The sequence below is a fragment of the Shinella sp. HY16 genome, from assembly GCF_028534175.1.
Lineage (GTDB): Bacteria > Pseudomonadota > Alphaproteobacteria > Rhizobiales > Rhizobiaceae > Shinella.
In genome coordinates this window covers 1,812,405-1,825,535 of the sequence record NZ_JAHYXL010000001.1, presented here as the reverse complement: position 1 = coordinate 1,825,535, position 13,131 = coordinate 1,812,405, and the positions used below count along the sequence as shown (strand labels likewise).

The following is a 13,131-nucleotide window of genomic DNA, read 5'->3' as shown; positions in this document are numbered from 1 at the left end:
CTGATAACCTAAAGAGGATAAAATGAAGAAAATCATTCTCGCTCTCGCAACCTCGACGGCCGTTCTCGGCTTTGCCGCTGCCGCAAGCGCCCAGGACAAGACGAAAATCTGCTTCATCTATGTCGGCTCCAAGACCGACGGCGGCTGGACCCAGGCGCACGATATCGGCCGCCAGGCGCTTCAGACCGAATTCGGCGACAAGATCGAGACGCCCTTCCTCGAAAACGTGCCGGAAGGCCCGGATGCCGAGCGTGCGATCGAGCGCATGGCCCGTTCCGGCTGCGCGCTGGTCTTCACCACCTCGTTCGGCTTCATGGACGCCACGATCAAGGTCGCCGCAAAATTCCCGGACGTGAAGTTCGAACACGCGACGGGCTTCAAGTCCGCCCCGAACGTCGCGACCTACAATGCGCGTTTCTATGAAGGCCGCTATATCCAGGGCCTGATCGCCGCGAAGATGTCGCAGAAGGGCGTTGCCGGTTACATCGCTTCCTTCCCGATCCCGGAAGTTGTCATGGGCATCAATGCCTTCGTGCACGGCGCACAGTCGATCAACCCGGATTTCAAGGTCAAGGTCATCTGGGCAAACACCTGGTTCGACCCGGGCAAGGAAGCCGACGCTGCCAAGGCGCTGATCGACCAGGGTGTGGACATCCTGACCCAGCACACGGACACGACCGCGCCGATGCAGGTTGCCTCCGAGCGCGGCATCAAGGCCTTCGGCCAGGCCTCCGACATGATCGCGGCCGGCCCGAACACCCAGCTCACCGCCATCGTCGACACCTGGGGTGCTTATTACATCAAGCGCACCAAGGCGGTTCTGGACGGCAGCTGGAAGTCGGAGCAAGTCTGGGATGGCCTGAAGGACGGCATCCTCACCATGGCGCCCTACACCAACATGCCGGACGACGTGAAGAAGCTGGCGGAAGAGGCGGAAGCCAAGATCCGCGCAGGCGAACTGCACCCCTATACCGGCCCGATCAAGAAGCAGGACGGCTCGGACTGGCTGGCTGATGGCGCTGTTGCCGACGACGGCACGCTGCTCGGCATGAACTTCTACATCGCCGGCGTCGACGACCAGCTGCCGAAGTAAGCTGAAGCTGACCCATTCCAGCACCGAAGGCGCCCCATCGGGGCGCCTTTTTCGTTTGTGAAGGGCCGATGACGCGAACGGCCTTTGCGGAATCGGCGGCGCGCTCTATACCTGCCGAATGGCTTTGGACCAAAATGGGTGGTCCTTGGCGGAGGAGGGGACGTCGTTGCGCAGGGGTTTGTTAGAAACCGTCATCAGCGGGATGAACACGCGTACCAGTCACGCGCAGGTCGTCAACGAACTGGGCAGGGCAATCATTGCCGGCGACTATCCCGTCGGCGCGACCTTGCCCGGTGATGCCGAGCTTGCCGCGCGTTTCAAGGTCTCCCGAACGGTGCTGCGCGAAGCGATGAAAACGCTGGCCGCCAAGGGGCTCGTCGTGCCGCGCGCGCGAATCGGCACGCGGGTGACGCCGAACACCCAGTGGAACCTCTTCGACAGCGATATCCTCACCTGGTATTTCGCCGTCGGCGTCAACGAGGCGTTCCTGCTGCATCTGTCCGAAGTGCGTCTCGCCTTCGAGCCGCAGGCGGCGGCGCTGGCGGCGCGCCACGCGACGGAGGCCGATATCAGCCAGATGATGCGCCTTGCCGTCGCCATGGGGGATCCAGAGCACACGGCGGAAACGCTGGCCATGGCCGACCTGAAGTTCCACCTCTCCGTGCTCGAGGCCTCGCGCAATCCCTTCCTGCGCACGCTCGGCAGCCTCATCGAGGCAGGTCTCGTCGGCGCGTTCAAGCTCTCCTCGCCGGCCGCTGACCGTGGCAAGATTGGCGATGTCTCGACCAGCCACATCCGCATCGTCGAGGAGATCGACAAGCGGGACGAGGACGGTGCGCGCCGGGCGATGGAGAACGTCATCAAGGTCGGGCGCGAACGCGTCGTGCAGGCGCTGCGCGAAGGCATGTAGCGCGGCCGTGTTGCGTAAAAGCGTGCGCCCGTCAGAGTGATGACGGTGCGGCGAGGTTGAGTTCGCCCTGCACGCCATCCTCCTCGCGCGCCGGCCGAGCCTCCCCGGAAAGCAGGCGGTCCGCCATGGCCGCGGCGACCTCTTCCTTGGCAATCACGATATGGTTGGCGCCGAACTGGCGCAGGTGATCGGCCTCCGCCCCGGATGCCGCCCGCGCCACGATGCGGATTGCGCCATTGGCGGCGCGCGCCTGCTCGATCAGCGTCCCGGCTGCAAAGGCATCCGGTATCGCCGTCACGAACCAGCGTGCGCCGGCAATGTTTGCCTGCAGGAGCACGCCGCGCCCGCCTGCGGGTTCGCCGATCGCCTCGATGCCGCTTTCCCGCAGGGCTTCTGCCACGCCGGCCCGCTCCTCGATGACCAGTACCGGCATGCCGGCGGCGCGCAGCCGCTCGACGATACGCTTGCCGACCCGGCCGTAGCCCACGACGATCGCATGCTCGATGAGTGCCGTCGGTTCGGGAACGTCCTCGGCCGCTTCTTCCGGCTGGGGCACTGCGGCCGTGCTGCCGTCCGGCTCCTGTGCTGCTGCAGCATCCAGCCTCGCGCCATAGTGATCGACGGCCATGAAGAGAAGCGGATTGACCAGGATCGAGAACAGTGCACCGGCCACGACAAGATCTTGCGCTACGGCCGGCAGGAGATCGAGCCCGACCCCGAGCACGACGAGGATGAAGGAGAATTCGCCGATCTGGGCGAGGCTTGCGGCAATGACCAGCGCGATGGTGCGCGGATAACCGAAGGCCTTGACGATGAGATAGGCGGCGGCCGACTTGATGAAGACGATGGTGATAAAGGTGGCAAGGATCGCCAGCGGCCGCTCGATCAGGTTGACCGGGTTGAACAGCATGCCGACGGAGACGAAGAAGAGCACGGCAAAGGCATCGCGCAGCGGCAGCGTTTCCCGCGCCGCCTGCTGGCTGAGCTGTGATTCCGCCAGCACCATGCCGGCAAAGAAGGCGCCGAGGGCGAAGGAGACGCCGAATAATTTCGCAGAGCCGTAGGCGACGCCGAGCGCGATGGCGAGCACGGACAGGCGGAAGAGCTCGCGCGAGCCCGTATGCGCCACGTAGTGCAGGATCATCGGGATGACCTTGCGGCCGACGACGAGCATCAGCGCGATGAAGGCCGAGACCTTGAGCGCCGTCACACCCACCGCCGTCCAGAGCGCGCCGATGCCGAGCGCCCGCGTCAGCTCCGGATCGACATCGGCCGTCTGCGCCGTGCCGCCCAGCACGCCGGCGAGCGGCGGCAGCAGCACGAGGGTCAGCACCATGACGAGGTCCTCGACGATCAGCCAGCCGACCGCGATCCGGCCCCGCTCCGTCTCCACCATGCGGCGCTCCTGCAGGGCGCGCAGCAGCACCACGGTGCTGGCGACGGAAAGCGACAGGCCGAAGACGAAGCCGCTGCCGGCAGACCAGCCCATCGCCAGTGCAAGCAGGAGGCCGAAGAGGGTCGCCACGACGATCTGGCCGATCGCTCCGGGAATGGCGATGGCCCGCACGGAGAGGAGATCCTTCAGCGAAAAATGCAGGCCGACGCCGAACATCAGCAGGATGACGCCGATTTCCGCGAGCTCGTTCGCCAGCTTCTGGTCGGCGACGAAACCGGGCGTGAACGGGCCGATGACGACGCCGGCAAGAAGGTAGCCGGCGATCGGCGGCAGGCGGAAGCGATGTGCGACCAGCCCCGCCAGGAAGGCGAGGCAGATACCGGCAACCAGGGTTGCGATCAGCGGTGTCGCATGGGGCAAGCGCGTCTATCCTTAATTTCGTGGGAATTCAAGAGGATAGGGTAGGGCCACCGACCCCGTCGCGCAAGGCGGGAACGCCGTCAATCGTCGTTGCTGGCGTTCAGCTCTTCCGGCCGTTTTCCCTCGTCCGTGGCATGGGTTGCAAGCTGTGCCGCACCCATCGACTGGTAGAGGTTGAACAGCGCTTCACTCGCCCGGGCGGCGAGGCGGAACCATTCGTCGTTGCCGGCGATGGCGGGATGGTGGAGAAGCTGGTCGTCGACGAGGTCGAGCACGATGGATGCCGTGTGTACCGCCTCGTGGAAGCCGAAGGAGCCGGACGCATAGTGCGACAGCAGTTCGGGGGGCGTCATCGCCCGCTCTTGCGCGAGGATGTCGAGCTGCCTCAGCCGTTCGTCTTCCAGTTCGATGTCGGTGCTTTCCAGCATTGTCGTCTCCATGGCCTGCATCACCTCAGAAATACTCGATTCGCGTGTAGCGGTGGATCAGGAGAAGCGAACGATCCGGCTGGATACGGTAGGTTTCCACAACGGGGCGGCCATAGCGGTCGTTGAACGTGTGCTCGAGCGTGCTGCCGATCGGCGCCTTGGTGAGTTTGGTGCGCGGCTGGCCGCCATAGGTGATGCTGCCCGGAATGGGCTCCACCGCGCGGGTGCCCTCCGTCGTGCAGGCGGCAAGGAAAAGTGCGGCGAAAGCGGCGAGGGCGATACGGGTCATGTGAAACTCCTCCCGTGCAACTCTACCAGAACGCCGGCGCGCGGCAAAAGAAAAGGGCGGCCGAAGCCGCCCGTCTCTGCCGTATCAGCCCTGCGGCGTGAGGGTCACCGATGTGCCGGTGGCCGCAAGGTTCAGACCGATCTGGCCGCTGACGCTGATCGTCTGCAGGTGGATCGACCCGGAGGTGCCGCCGATGAGCACGTTGGTGCCGACGCCGAAGCCAAGCGTCGCTTCGGCTGTCGCGCCCTGATAGAGGCCGCCGAGCGAGCCCTGGTGGTAGCCGGCCGTCGGGGCGAAGACCGCCCAGACGATGCGGCCCTGCGTGGTGAAGCCGAGGTCGACGCCCATCTTGCGGATGACGCCGCTATAGGTGTCCTGCTCGCCGCGGGTAGACGAGAAGACGCAATCGACGCTCTTGGCCGAGCCGATGACATAACCGACCCCGCCGCCGACGTCGCAGGTCAGCATGCCGATCTTCACGCCGTCGCGATCACCCCCGCGCTCGACATAGGTCGGGGCGGGATCGCGTGCCACCATGTCGGCCGCGCCAGCGGTCGTTGCGAAAGCTTGCGCAAGGCCCAGCGCAAGGATCGTTCCAAGCTTCTTGTTCATTTGTGCACTCCTTCTAACTGGCACGGTAATGGCGAATCCGGTGCATTGGTTCCCGGCCGCAGGTCATCTCATGGAGAAGATCGTGGCAGAGTGTGGGCAGGTAACGATTTGATAAGATATTGCACCGGCCGGATAACGCGGCATTTGCCGGGCGAGGCTTTTCGACCACAGGCAGGGGCTGCGTCCCTTGAGCGCCTGATGGCCGAAAACAAAAAAGGCCGGGGCGAAAACGCACCGACCTTCCTCATCATCACCTTTTCACCAGTGCCAGTACATCCGTGGTCAATGGCATCAGGTGATGCAGCTATTGCGAGCGGCAGAAGCTTTCCAGCGCTCATCAGCAATGCCGATGACGGCTATATAGGAGGGCATTGTGTTCAAAACAAGATGTTGGCGACGAAGTCTGCCGCAAGCCGGCCCTCGCACGTTGACGATGCAGCCAAAGCTGCTACAAAGCCGGCATCGCCTGAAGGATGGGGCCGGCGGAGACCGGTTGCACATCGCTCCAAAGCCGGCAGGCTTTGGCCTTCAGACCGGGGAAGAGTGTCCGAGTGGTTTAAGGAACCGGTCTTGAAAACCGGCGTGCGGGAAACCGTACCGTGGGTTCGAATCCCACCTCTTCCGCCAACTGTTGTGTTTTCCAGTTCCATTATGTCGTTGGCGTTTTTAGCCATTTTGAACTTGTGATATCCAGCGAAGGTGGCATTCATGTGCATGCGCCGCCAACGCTGGTGCTAATGCAAGCTTAGCTGATCACAGCTCATTCACCTGCGTATCTCCTTGCTGTAGCCCGGAGCCTTTCGCTGTGATCGTAAATTTGATCAAGTGAATCGATGATTGTGCGATCTTCAGTCTCGCCGTCAAAAAGACCGATGTATTTAACGGAACGGTTGAACCATAGGCGAGCCAGCGGGCGTCGGTTGTTGTTGTCAACGAGCACGGCACAATAGGATTTTGCGTCGCGCATAGCGATCCGTTTGGAGTCAATCGTATCCCGCACAATCGCCTTCACGATCATGTAGCCCTCACGCTCCTCGTCTGTGGTAACAACCTCTGGCTCATCTTCTGTCGGCTCTTCAATGTTTTGAATAACTTCCTGTGTATCAGCAAGTGCGCTGGAGAGGCGATTTTTTACTGAGTCCATTATCACTTCTCTGAAGGCTGCGCGGACAATACCGGTAAACATTTCCTTTGCCTGTGCACGCATCTGGCCGTCATATACACTTCGGGATACCAAGCGCACAAACTCTTCGGTAGGATCTTCTATCAGCTTTGATATTTCCTGCTTTACCCCCGACGTGTATTTGAGACGCTCGGCTGTTGCTAGGATTGCTGATACGTCAAAGGAGCCTTTTTCAAATTTGCGAAGTTCGGACAGGATTCCTGCGTTGAAGTCAGTCAAGTCGAAGACGAAGAACGGCCGGGTGTCCAGTTTGTTGGTGGCCTCAAGATCCGTGTAGAAATTGAAGGTCCGTCCATTGGTCAATATGGCAAATTTCGCGTTGGTAACCGTGAAGTATCTGAAGAGCTGGTCGAGGTGCTTTTTGTCCAACTGGACTGAGATGGGTTTGCATTCGATCAGAATTCGAATTTCACCATCGATCTTGATGGCGTAGTCAACTTTCTCGCCTTTCTTGCCCACTGCGTCGGCTGTGAACTCGGGGACGACCTCGGTTGGGTCGAACACGTCGTATCCCAGTGAGCGGAGGAACGGGAGTACCACAGCTGTTTTCACAGCTTCTTCAGTTGCCATCGTGCTCGAATGCGACTTTACGCGCTCTGCGATTGCTCGCAGGCTTTCCTCTACCGTACTCATTTTTTCCCCCTACCCGTTATCTTGATAGAGTTGCGCAATCATTCGTTGCAAGTCAAGCCGCTTGCCTTTGCTGGTCTGAGTTTACAGTGCTCTTCTCTTGCCACGTGTTTTTGAAGACTGTCGTCTGCGGTAGCTGAAAAAAGGGGAGGACGTATTGCTGTAGTGGATGGGAAGAGGCGGACAATACAAAAGGCCGAAGCATCTTGCGGGATGCTCCGGCCTTGCACTGTGCTACGGGACCTTGGCTGCCGCTAGTGCAGGATCTGGCTCAGGAAGAGCTTGGTACGCTCGTGCTGCGGGTTGTCGAAGAACTCGGCCGGCGAGTTCTGCTCGACGATCTGGCCCTGGTCCATGAAGATCACCCGGTTGGCGACCTGACGGGCAAAGCCCATTTCGTGCGTCACGCACAGCATGGTCATGCCTTCCTCGGCCAGCGAGACCATGGTGTCGAGCACTTCCTTGACCATTTCCGGATCGAGCGCCGATGTCGGCTCGTCGAACAGCATGATCTTCGGCTTCATGCACAGCGAACGGGCGATCGCCACGCGCTGCTGCTGGCCGCCGGAGAGCTGCCCGGGATACTTGTTCGCCTGTTCCGGAATCTTGACGCGCTTGAGGTAGTGCATCGCCACTTCCTCGGCTTCCTTCTTCGGCATCTTGCGCACCCAGATCGGCGCGAGCGTGCAGTTTTCGAGGATCGTCAGATGCGGGAAGAGGTTGAAATGCTGGAACACCATGCCGACCTCGCGGCGCACCTCGTCGATCTTTTTCAGATCGTTGGTGAGCTCGATGCCATCGACGACGATCTGACCCTTCTGATGCTCTTCCAGGCGGTTGATGCAGCGGATCATCGTCGACTTGCCGGAACCCGACGGGCCGGCGATGACGATGCGTTCGCCCTTCATGACTTTGAGATTGATGTCGCGCAGCACGTGGAAATCGCCGTACCACTTGTTCATGTTGACGATCTCGACGGCGACGTCCGTCGCGGAGACCGTCATCTGTTGCGCCTGGGCCTGGTTTGCCATTGTTGTTGTTTCCTCTCAGTTATCTCTTGTGGTTCGTGTCGAGCCGGCGTTCCACGAAGGCCGAATAGCGCGACATGCCGAAGCAGAAAATCCAGAACACGAAGCCGGCGAAGATCAGGCCTGTCAACGGTGTGACCGGCGTGATCCAGCCCGAATCCCCAAAACTCGCCTTCACGATGCCGAGCAGGTCATACATCGAAATGATCGTGACGAGGGAGGTATCCTTGAACATGCCGATGAAGGTGTTCACGATACCGGGGATCACGAGTTTGATGGCCTGCGGAAGCACGACGAAGGTCATTTTGTGGAAGTAGTTTAGACCAAGAGCGTCGGCCGCTTCATATTGTCCTTTCGGAATGGCTTGAAGACCACCGCGAATAACCTCCGCCATATAGGCGGATGCGAAGATCGACACACCGATCAGCGCGCGCAGGAACTTGTCGATATTGTTGCCTGGCTCGAGGAACAGCGGCAGGAGCACGCTGGCCATGAAGAGAACGGTGATCAGCGGCACGCCGCGGATCAGTTCGATGAAGGCGATGCAGACCGTCTTCAGGATCGGCATGGTCGAGCGGCGGCCGAGCGCCAGCAGGATACCGGCGGGCAGCGACACGACGATGCCGACGAAGGAGATGATGAGCGTCACCATCAGCCCGCCCCACAGCGAGGTCTCCACATGGCGCAGGCCGAACGAGCCGCCGAGCAGCAGGAAGAAGGAGACGACCGGGAAGACGACGAGCAGCAGGAGCGCGTTCAGCCCCTTGCGCGGCGCCTTCGGCATCAGGAACGGGATGAGCAGACCGACGAACATGACGACGACGAGCAGCGGGCGCCACAGTTGGTCGCGTGGATAGGAGCCGAACATGAACTGCACGAAGCGGTCGTTCACATAGGCCCAGCACGCGCCGCTCCAGCCGGCGGGAAGCTGGCCGCCCTGCTCGGTGGTGAGGCACGCCATGCGGTCGGTCCCGGTCCACACGGCGGAGACGAACAGCCAGTTGAGGGCTGCCGGCAGGTACCAGACGATCGCCAGGATGGCGACGATGGTCATTGCACCGTCGGTGACGGACGCAAAGAGGTTGCGATGGATCCAGGCGAAGACCGAACGGTCGGAGGACGGCGGCTTTTCCGCTTCGAGGAACCGGTCGCGGACATAGGTAATGCTTTCAGCCATCTCAGCGCTCCACCAGGGCCATCTTGGCGTTGAACCAGTTCATGAACAGCGAGGTTATGAGGCTGATCGACACATAGATCAGCATCCAGATCGAGATGATCTCGATCGACTTGCCGGACTGGTTGAGGATGGTACCGCCGACCGCGACGAGGTCGGCATAACCGACGGCGACCGCGAGCGAGGAGTTCTTGATGAGGTTGAGATACTGCGAGGTGAGTGGCGGAATGATGATCCTGAGCGCCTGCGGCAGCACGACGAGGCGGGTCGCCTGGCCGGGGCGCAGCCCCAGCGCATAGGAGGCTTCCGACTGGCCCTTGGACACGCCGCGGATGCCGGCGCGCACGATCTCGGCGATGAACGAGGCCGTGTAGAGCGACAGTGCGAGGTAGAGTGCCAGGAATTCCGGCCCGATGACCATGCCGCCCTTCATGTTGAAGGAGCCCGGCACCGCGTAGTCGAGCGTCACGGGGCTGCCCATGACGAGGAAGACGAGGAAGGGGAAGAGCACGATCAGGCCGAGATTGACCCACAGCACCGGTGGGCGCTGGCCCGTGGCACGCTGGCGCGCATTGGCCCAGACAGTAAAGGCGATGGCGGCGAGAACGCCGAGCACAAAGGCGGATGCCACGACCCCGAAGCCCTCGCCGAAGACCGGCGCCGGCATGTAGATGCCGCGGTTCGAGATGAAGAAGACGGCGTCCGGATCCTCCTTGAGATGCTGGAAGATGGTGCGGATCGACGGCAGCAGGGCGAGAACGCCGAGATACCAGAAGAAGATGACGAGCAACGGCGGAATGTTGCGGAAGATTTCCACATAGACCGTGCAGAGCCGGGCGATCAGCCAGTTGTGCGACAGCCGCCCGATACCGACGAGCAGGCCGACGATCGTCGCGGTGACAATGCCGGCTACGGCGACGACGAGCGTGTTGATGAGACCGACCTGGAGCGCCCGGAAATAGGTCAAGTCGCTCGAATAGGCGATCAATGTCTGCGCGAGGTCGAAGCCGGCGCGGCTGTTCAGAAAGCCGAAGCCGGCCGTCATATTGGCGCGCGCGAGGTTCTGGACGACGTTGTTCCACGCGTACCAGACGGCCGAGATGATCACGACGAGCGTGACGACCTGATAGACGATGCTTCTCAGTGCCGGATTGTAGAGAAGAGATACCTTCGGCGGTTCGCCGGACCCTGTTCGGGCATCCGCAAGAGCCATGCATTTCCCCTGACGTTGGTTCGCCCTGTTTTCCGGGCGTTCTGTTTAAAGGGGAGGGCAGCTATCTGCCCTCCCGGAAGGAGTGTGCGCGAACCGCTTAGCGGACCGGCGGTGCGTACTGCAGGCCGCCCTTCGTCCACAGCGCATTCAGGCCGCGGGCGATCTTGAGCGGGGAACCTTCGCCGACATTGCGCTCGAAGGATTCGCCGTAGTTGCCGACGGCCTTGATGATCTGCACGGCCCAGTCCTTCGGCAGACCGAGGTCGGCGCCGATCGTCGAATCAGCCTCTTCGCCGAGGAAGCGCTTGATGTCCGGGTTGGCGGACTTCTTCATCTCCTCGACATTGGCCGTCGTGATGCCGAACTCTTCGGCAGCCACCATCGCATAGTGCGACCAGGTCACGATGTCGAACCACTTCGAATCGTTCTGGCGAACGGCCGGGCCGAGCGGCTCCTTGGAGATGATTTCCGGCAGAACCATGTGGTCGTCCGGATTGGCCATCTTCAGGCGGATGGAGTAGAGGCCCGAGGCGTCGGTCGTGTAGGCGTCGCAGCGGCCGGCATTGTAGGCGGCGTCCGCTTCGTCCTGCGCTTCGAAGACGACCGGCTTGAAGTCCATGTTGTTGGAGCGGAAGTAGTCGGCAAGGTTCAGTTCCGTCGTCGTGCCGGACTGGACGCAGACGGAGGCGCCGGACAGTTCCAGCGCGGACTTCACGCCGAGTTCCTTCTTCACCATGAAGCCCTGGCCGTCATAGTAGTTCACGGCGCGGAAATCGAAGCCGAGCTGCGAATCGCGGCTGACGCTCCAGGTGGTGTTGCGGGCAAGAAGATCGATTTCGCCCGACTGCAGGGCCGGGAAGCGGTCCTTGGCCGAGAGCGGGGTGAATTTCACCTTGGTGGCATCGCCGAAGACGGCAGCGGCCACGGCCTTGCAGAGATCGACGTCGAGGCCAGCCCAGTTGCCCGACGAATCCTGCGCGCCGAAACCGGCGAGGTTCGAACCGTTCACGCCGCACTGCACGAAGCCCTTGGCCTTCACGTCAGAGAGCGTGTCTGCCTGTGCTGCCGTCGCGCCAAGCCCCAGTACGGCAGCGCCAACGAGCGCCGTCACGATTTTTTTTGCCATTTTTTCACAACCTTTTTCTGTTGTCTTTGTTTTGTCCGCAGGCCCCGCACCCTTTGACGGGCGCGCCCATGGAACTCGCCACCCTCCCGGCGCGAGGTTGCTTATCTCATGCTCAAAATTTCACAGGGTCAAGTGAGCGCCGCCATTTTCCGGCCGGTAACCTAAATTTGTCGGCGATTGCTGTGGTTTTGGGCGAAAAATCGTGGATTTGTGCAGTAAACCGCTCAAAAAATTCGCGTCTTTCCCACTTGAAGCGCTTTGGAAGCCGCGTCCACGCTGTCGCATGGGGTTGACCTGCCGCCGCGCCTGTCCAAAAGTCGGCGCCTCAAATTCCCTCCTGCCTTCCTCGGATCGATCATGAAAAACAGAGACGAAATCCTCGCCGGCGCCGGCGTGAACACCCGCCTTGCCCATGCCGGAAACGACCCGGCGGACTACCACGGTTTCGTCAATCCGCCCGTCGTTCACGCCTCTACCGTGCTCTTTCCCGATGCGGCGACCATGGAAAGCCGGGCGCAGAAATACACCTACGGCACGCGCGGCACGCCGACGACGGACGCGCTCTGCGCGGCGATCGACGAGCTGGAAGGCTCGGCCGGCACCATCCTCGTGCCCTCGGGTCTTGCCGCCGTCACCGTGCCGTTCCTCGCTTTCCTGTCGGCAGGCGACCATGCGCTCATCGTCGATTCGGTCTACCATCCGACCCGCCATTTCTGCGACACCATGCTGAAGCGCCTCGGCGTTACGGTCGAATACTACGACCCGGCCATCGGTGCCGGCATCGCGGCGCTGATCCGGCCGAACACAAGGCTGGTGCATACGGAGGCGCCCGGCTCCAACACCTTCGAGATGCAGGACATCCCGGCGATCGCTGCCGTCGCGCATAAGCACGGCGCCGTGGTCAGCATGGACAACACCTGGGCGACACCGCTTTATTTCCGCCCGCTGGATTTCGGCGTCGACATCTCCATCCATGCGGCGACGAAATATCCGGCCGGCCATTCGGATGTGCTGTTCGGCACGGTCTCGGCCAATGCGGCCCATTGGGAACAGCTGCACGAGACTCAGATCACGCTCGGCACCTGCGCCTCGCCCGACGATGCCTACCAGGTGCTGCGCGGGCTGCGCACCATGGGCGTACGGCTGGAGCGGCACCAGGAAAGTGCGCTCGAGCTGGCGCGCTGGCTGGAGGGTGTCGACGACGTTTCCCGCGTATTGCACCCGGCTCTGCCGAGCTTCCCCGGCCATGACCTCTGGAAGCGCGACTTCAAGGGCGCAAGTGGCATCTTCTCCATCGTCCTCAACGGCGGTTCGCCGGAGCGCTACAAGGCGAAGGCCCATGCCTTCCTCGATGCGCTCGGCATTTTCGGCCTTGGCTATTCCTGGGGCGGCTTCGAGTGCCTCGCGGTGCACGTCAATCTCGGCGATCGCCGCGTCGCCAAGGGGCCGGAGGAAGGTCCGGTGCTTCGCCTCCAGATCGGGCTTGAGGACGTGAAGGACATCAAGGCCGACATCGAGCGTGGCCTGGCGGCGGCGCGGGCTGTCTGACAGCTCTTGGGGAGGGCGCGCTGGCGCCCTCTTTGCCCACGCGCGGTCATTTCCGCTCTGTAGGAGAAGCGGGAGATTTCC

General features: G+C 61.9%; 12 protein-coding genes and 1 tRNA gene. 4 read left to right on the top strand and 9 right to left on the bottom strand.

Annotation, left to right across the window (positions count from 1 at the left end):
- Positions 1–22: 22 nt before the first annotated feature.
- Together K0P03_RS09315 and K0P03_RS09310 are read left to right on the top strand one after the other, a co-directional pair.
- Positions 23–1,093 carry a BMP family ABC transporter substrate-binding protein gene (locus K0P03_RS09315; protein WP_023513428.1) on the top strand — a complete coding sequence of 357 codons (1,071 nt, stop codon included), beginning with the start codon at positions 23–25 and terminating at the stop codon, positions 1,091–1,093.
- 202 nt (positions 1,094–1,295) lie between these two features.
- Positions 1,296–2,003 (top strand): FadR/GntR family transcriptional regulator, encoded by a 708-nt coding sequence (locus tag K0P03_RS09310; RefSeq protein ID WP_367182441.1) that lies wholly within the window; start codon positions 1,296–1,298, stop codon positions 2,001–2,003.
- A 31-nt stretch (positions 2,004–2,034) separates the two neighbouring features.
- Here the strand turns inward: K0P03_RS09310 and ybaL are convergent, their stop codons facing one another.
- The 4 genes from ybaL to K0P03_RS09290 form a co-directional block, all read right to left on the bottom strand.
- Entirely contained in the window at positions 2,035–3,819 is a 1,785-nt protein-coding gene (ybaL, locus tag K0P03_RS09305) for a YbaL family putative K(+) efflux transporter (protein WP_023513430.1), read from the bottom strand.
- Between the two features lie 80 nt (positions 3,820–3,899).
- Complete coding sequence (locus K0P03_RS09300) at positions 3,900–4,247, bottom strand: hypothetical protein (RefSeq protein ID WP_023513431.1); 348 nt, start codon at positions 4,245–4,247, stop codon at positions 3,900–3,902.
- A 25-nt stretch (positions 4,248–4,272) separates the two neighbouring features.
- The gene (locus K0P03_RS09295) at positions 4,273–4,536 is read right to left on the bottom strand and encodes a hypothetical protein (RefSeq protein WP_272789424.1); all 264 of its coding nucleotides are present in this window, start codon (positions 4,534–4,536) and stop codon (positions 4,273–4,275) included.
- A gap of 84 nt (positions 4,537–4,620) precedes the next feature.
- A complete protein-coding gene (locus tag K0P03_RS09290; RefSeq protein ID WP_023513433.1) occupies positions 4,621–5,148 on the bottom strand; it encodes a DUF992 domain-containing protein in 528 nt (175 codons plus the stop codon).
- A gap of 537 nt (positions 5,149–5,685) precedes the next feature.
- On the opposite strand from K0P03_RS09290, the gene K0P03_RS09285 reads away from it, so the two are divergent.
- A tRNA-Ser gene (locus tag K0P03_RS09285) sits at positions 5,686–5,775 on the top strand.
- 133 nt (positions 5,776–5,908) lie between these two features.
- Here the strand turns inward: K0P03_RS09285 and K0P03_RS09280 are convergent.
- From K0P03_RS09280 to K0P03_RS09260, 5 genes are all read right to left on the bottom strand, one after another.
- On the bottom strand, positions 5,909–6,964 hold the full coding sequence (locus K0P03_RS09280; protein WP_023517567.1) for a type I restriction endonuclease: 1,056 nt from the start codon (positions 6,962–6,964) through the stop codon (positions 5,909–5,911).
- Positions 6,965–7,215: 251 nt separating this feature from the next.
- Positions 7,216–7,992: an amino acid ABC transporter ATP-binding protein gene (locus K0P03_RS09275; RefSeq protein ID WP_023517566.1), complete on the bottom strand. Its 777-nt coding sequence runs from the start codon at positions 7,990–7,992 to the stop codon at positions 7,216–7,218.
- 19 nt (positions 7,993–8,011) lie between these two features.
- Complete coding sequence (locus K0P03_RS09270; protein ID WP_050744026.1) at positions 8,012–9,166, bottom strand: amino acid ABC transporter permease; 1,155 nt, start codon at positions 9,164–9,166, stop codon at positions 8,012–8,014.
- Position 9,167: 1 nt separating this feature from the next.
- Entirely contained in the window at positions 9,168–10,376 is a 1,209-nt protein-coding gene (locus tag K0P03_RS09265; RefSeq protein ID WP_272789423.1) for an amino acid ABC transporter permease, read from the bottom strand.
- Positions 10,377–10,473: 97 nt separating this feature from the next.
- Positions 10,474–11,502, bottom strand: coding sequence for an amino acid ABC transporter substrate-binding protein (locus K0P03_RS09260; RefSeq protein ID WP_023515490.1), 1,029 nt, complete (start codon positions 11,500–11,502; stop codon positions 10,474–10,476).
- Positions 11,503–11,859: 357 nt separating this feature from the next.
- Between K0P03_RS09260 and K0P03_RS09255 the strand changes: the two genes are divergently transcribed.
- A complete protein-coding gene (locus tag K0P03_RS09255; RefSeq protein WP_130515838.1) occupies positions 11,860–13,050 on the top strand; it encodes a cystathionine beta-lyase in 1,191 nt (396 codons plus the stop codon).
- The last annotated feature ends 81 nt before the right edge of the window (positions 13,051–13,131 follow it).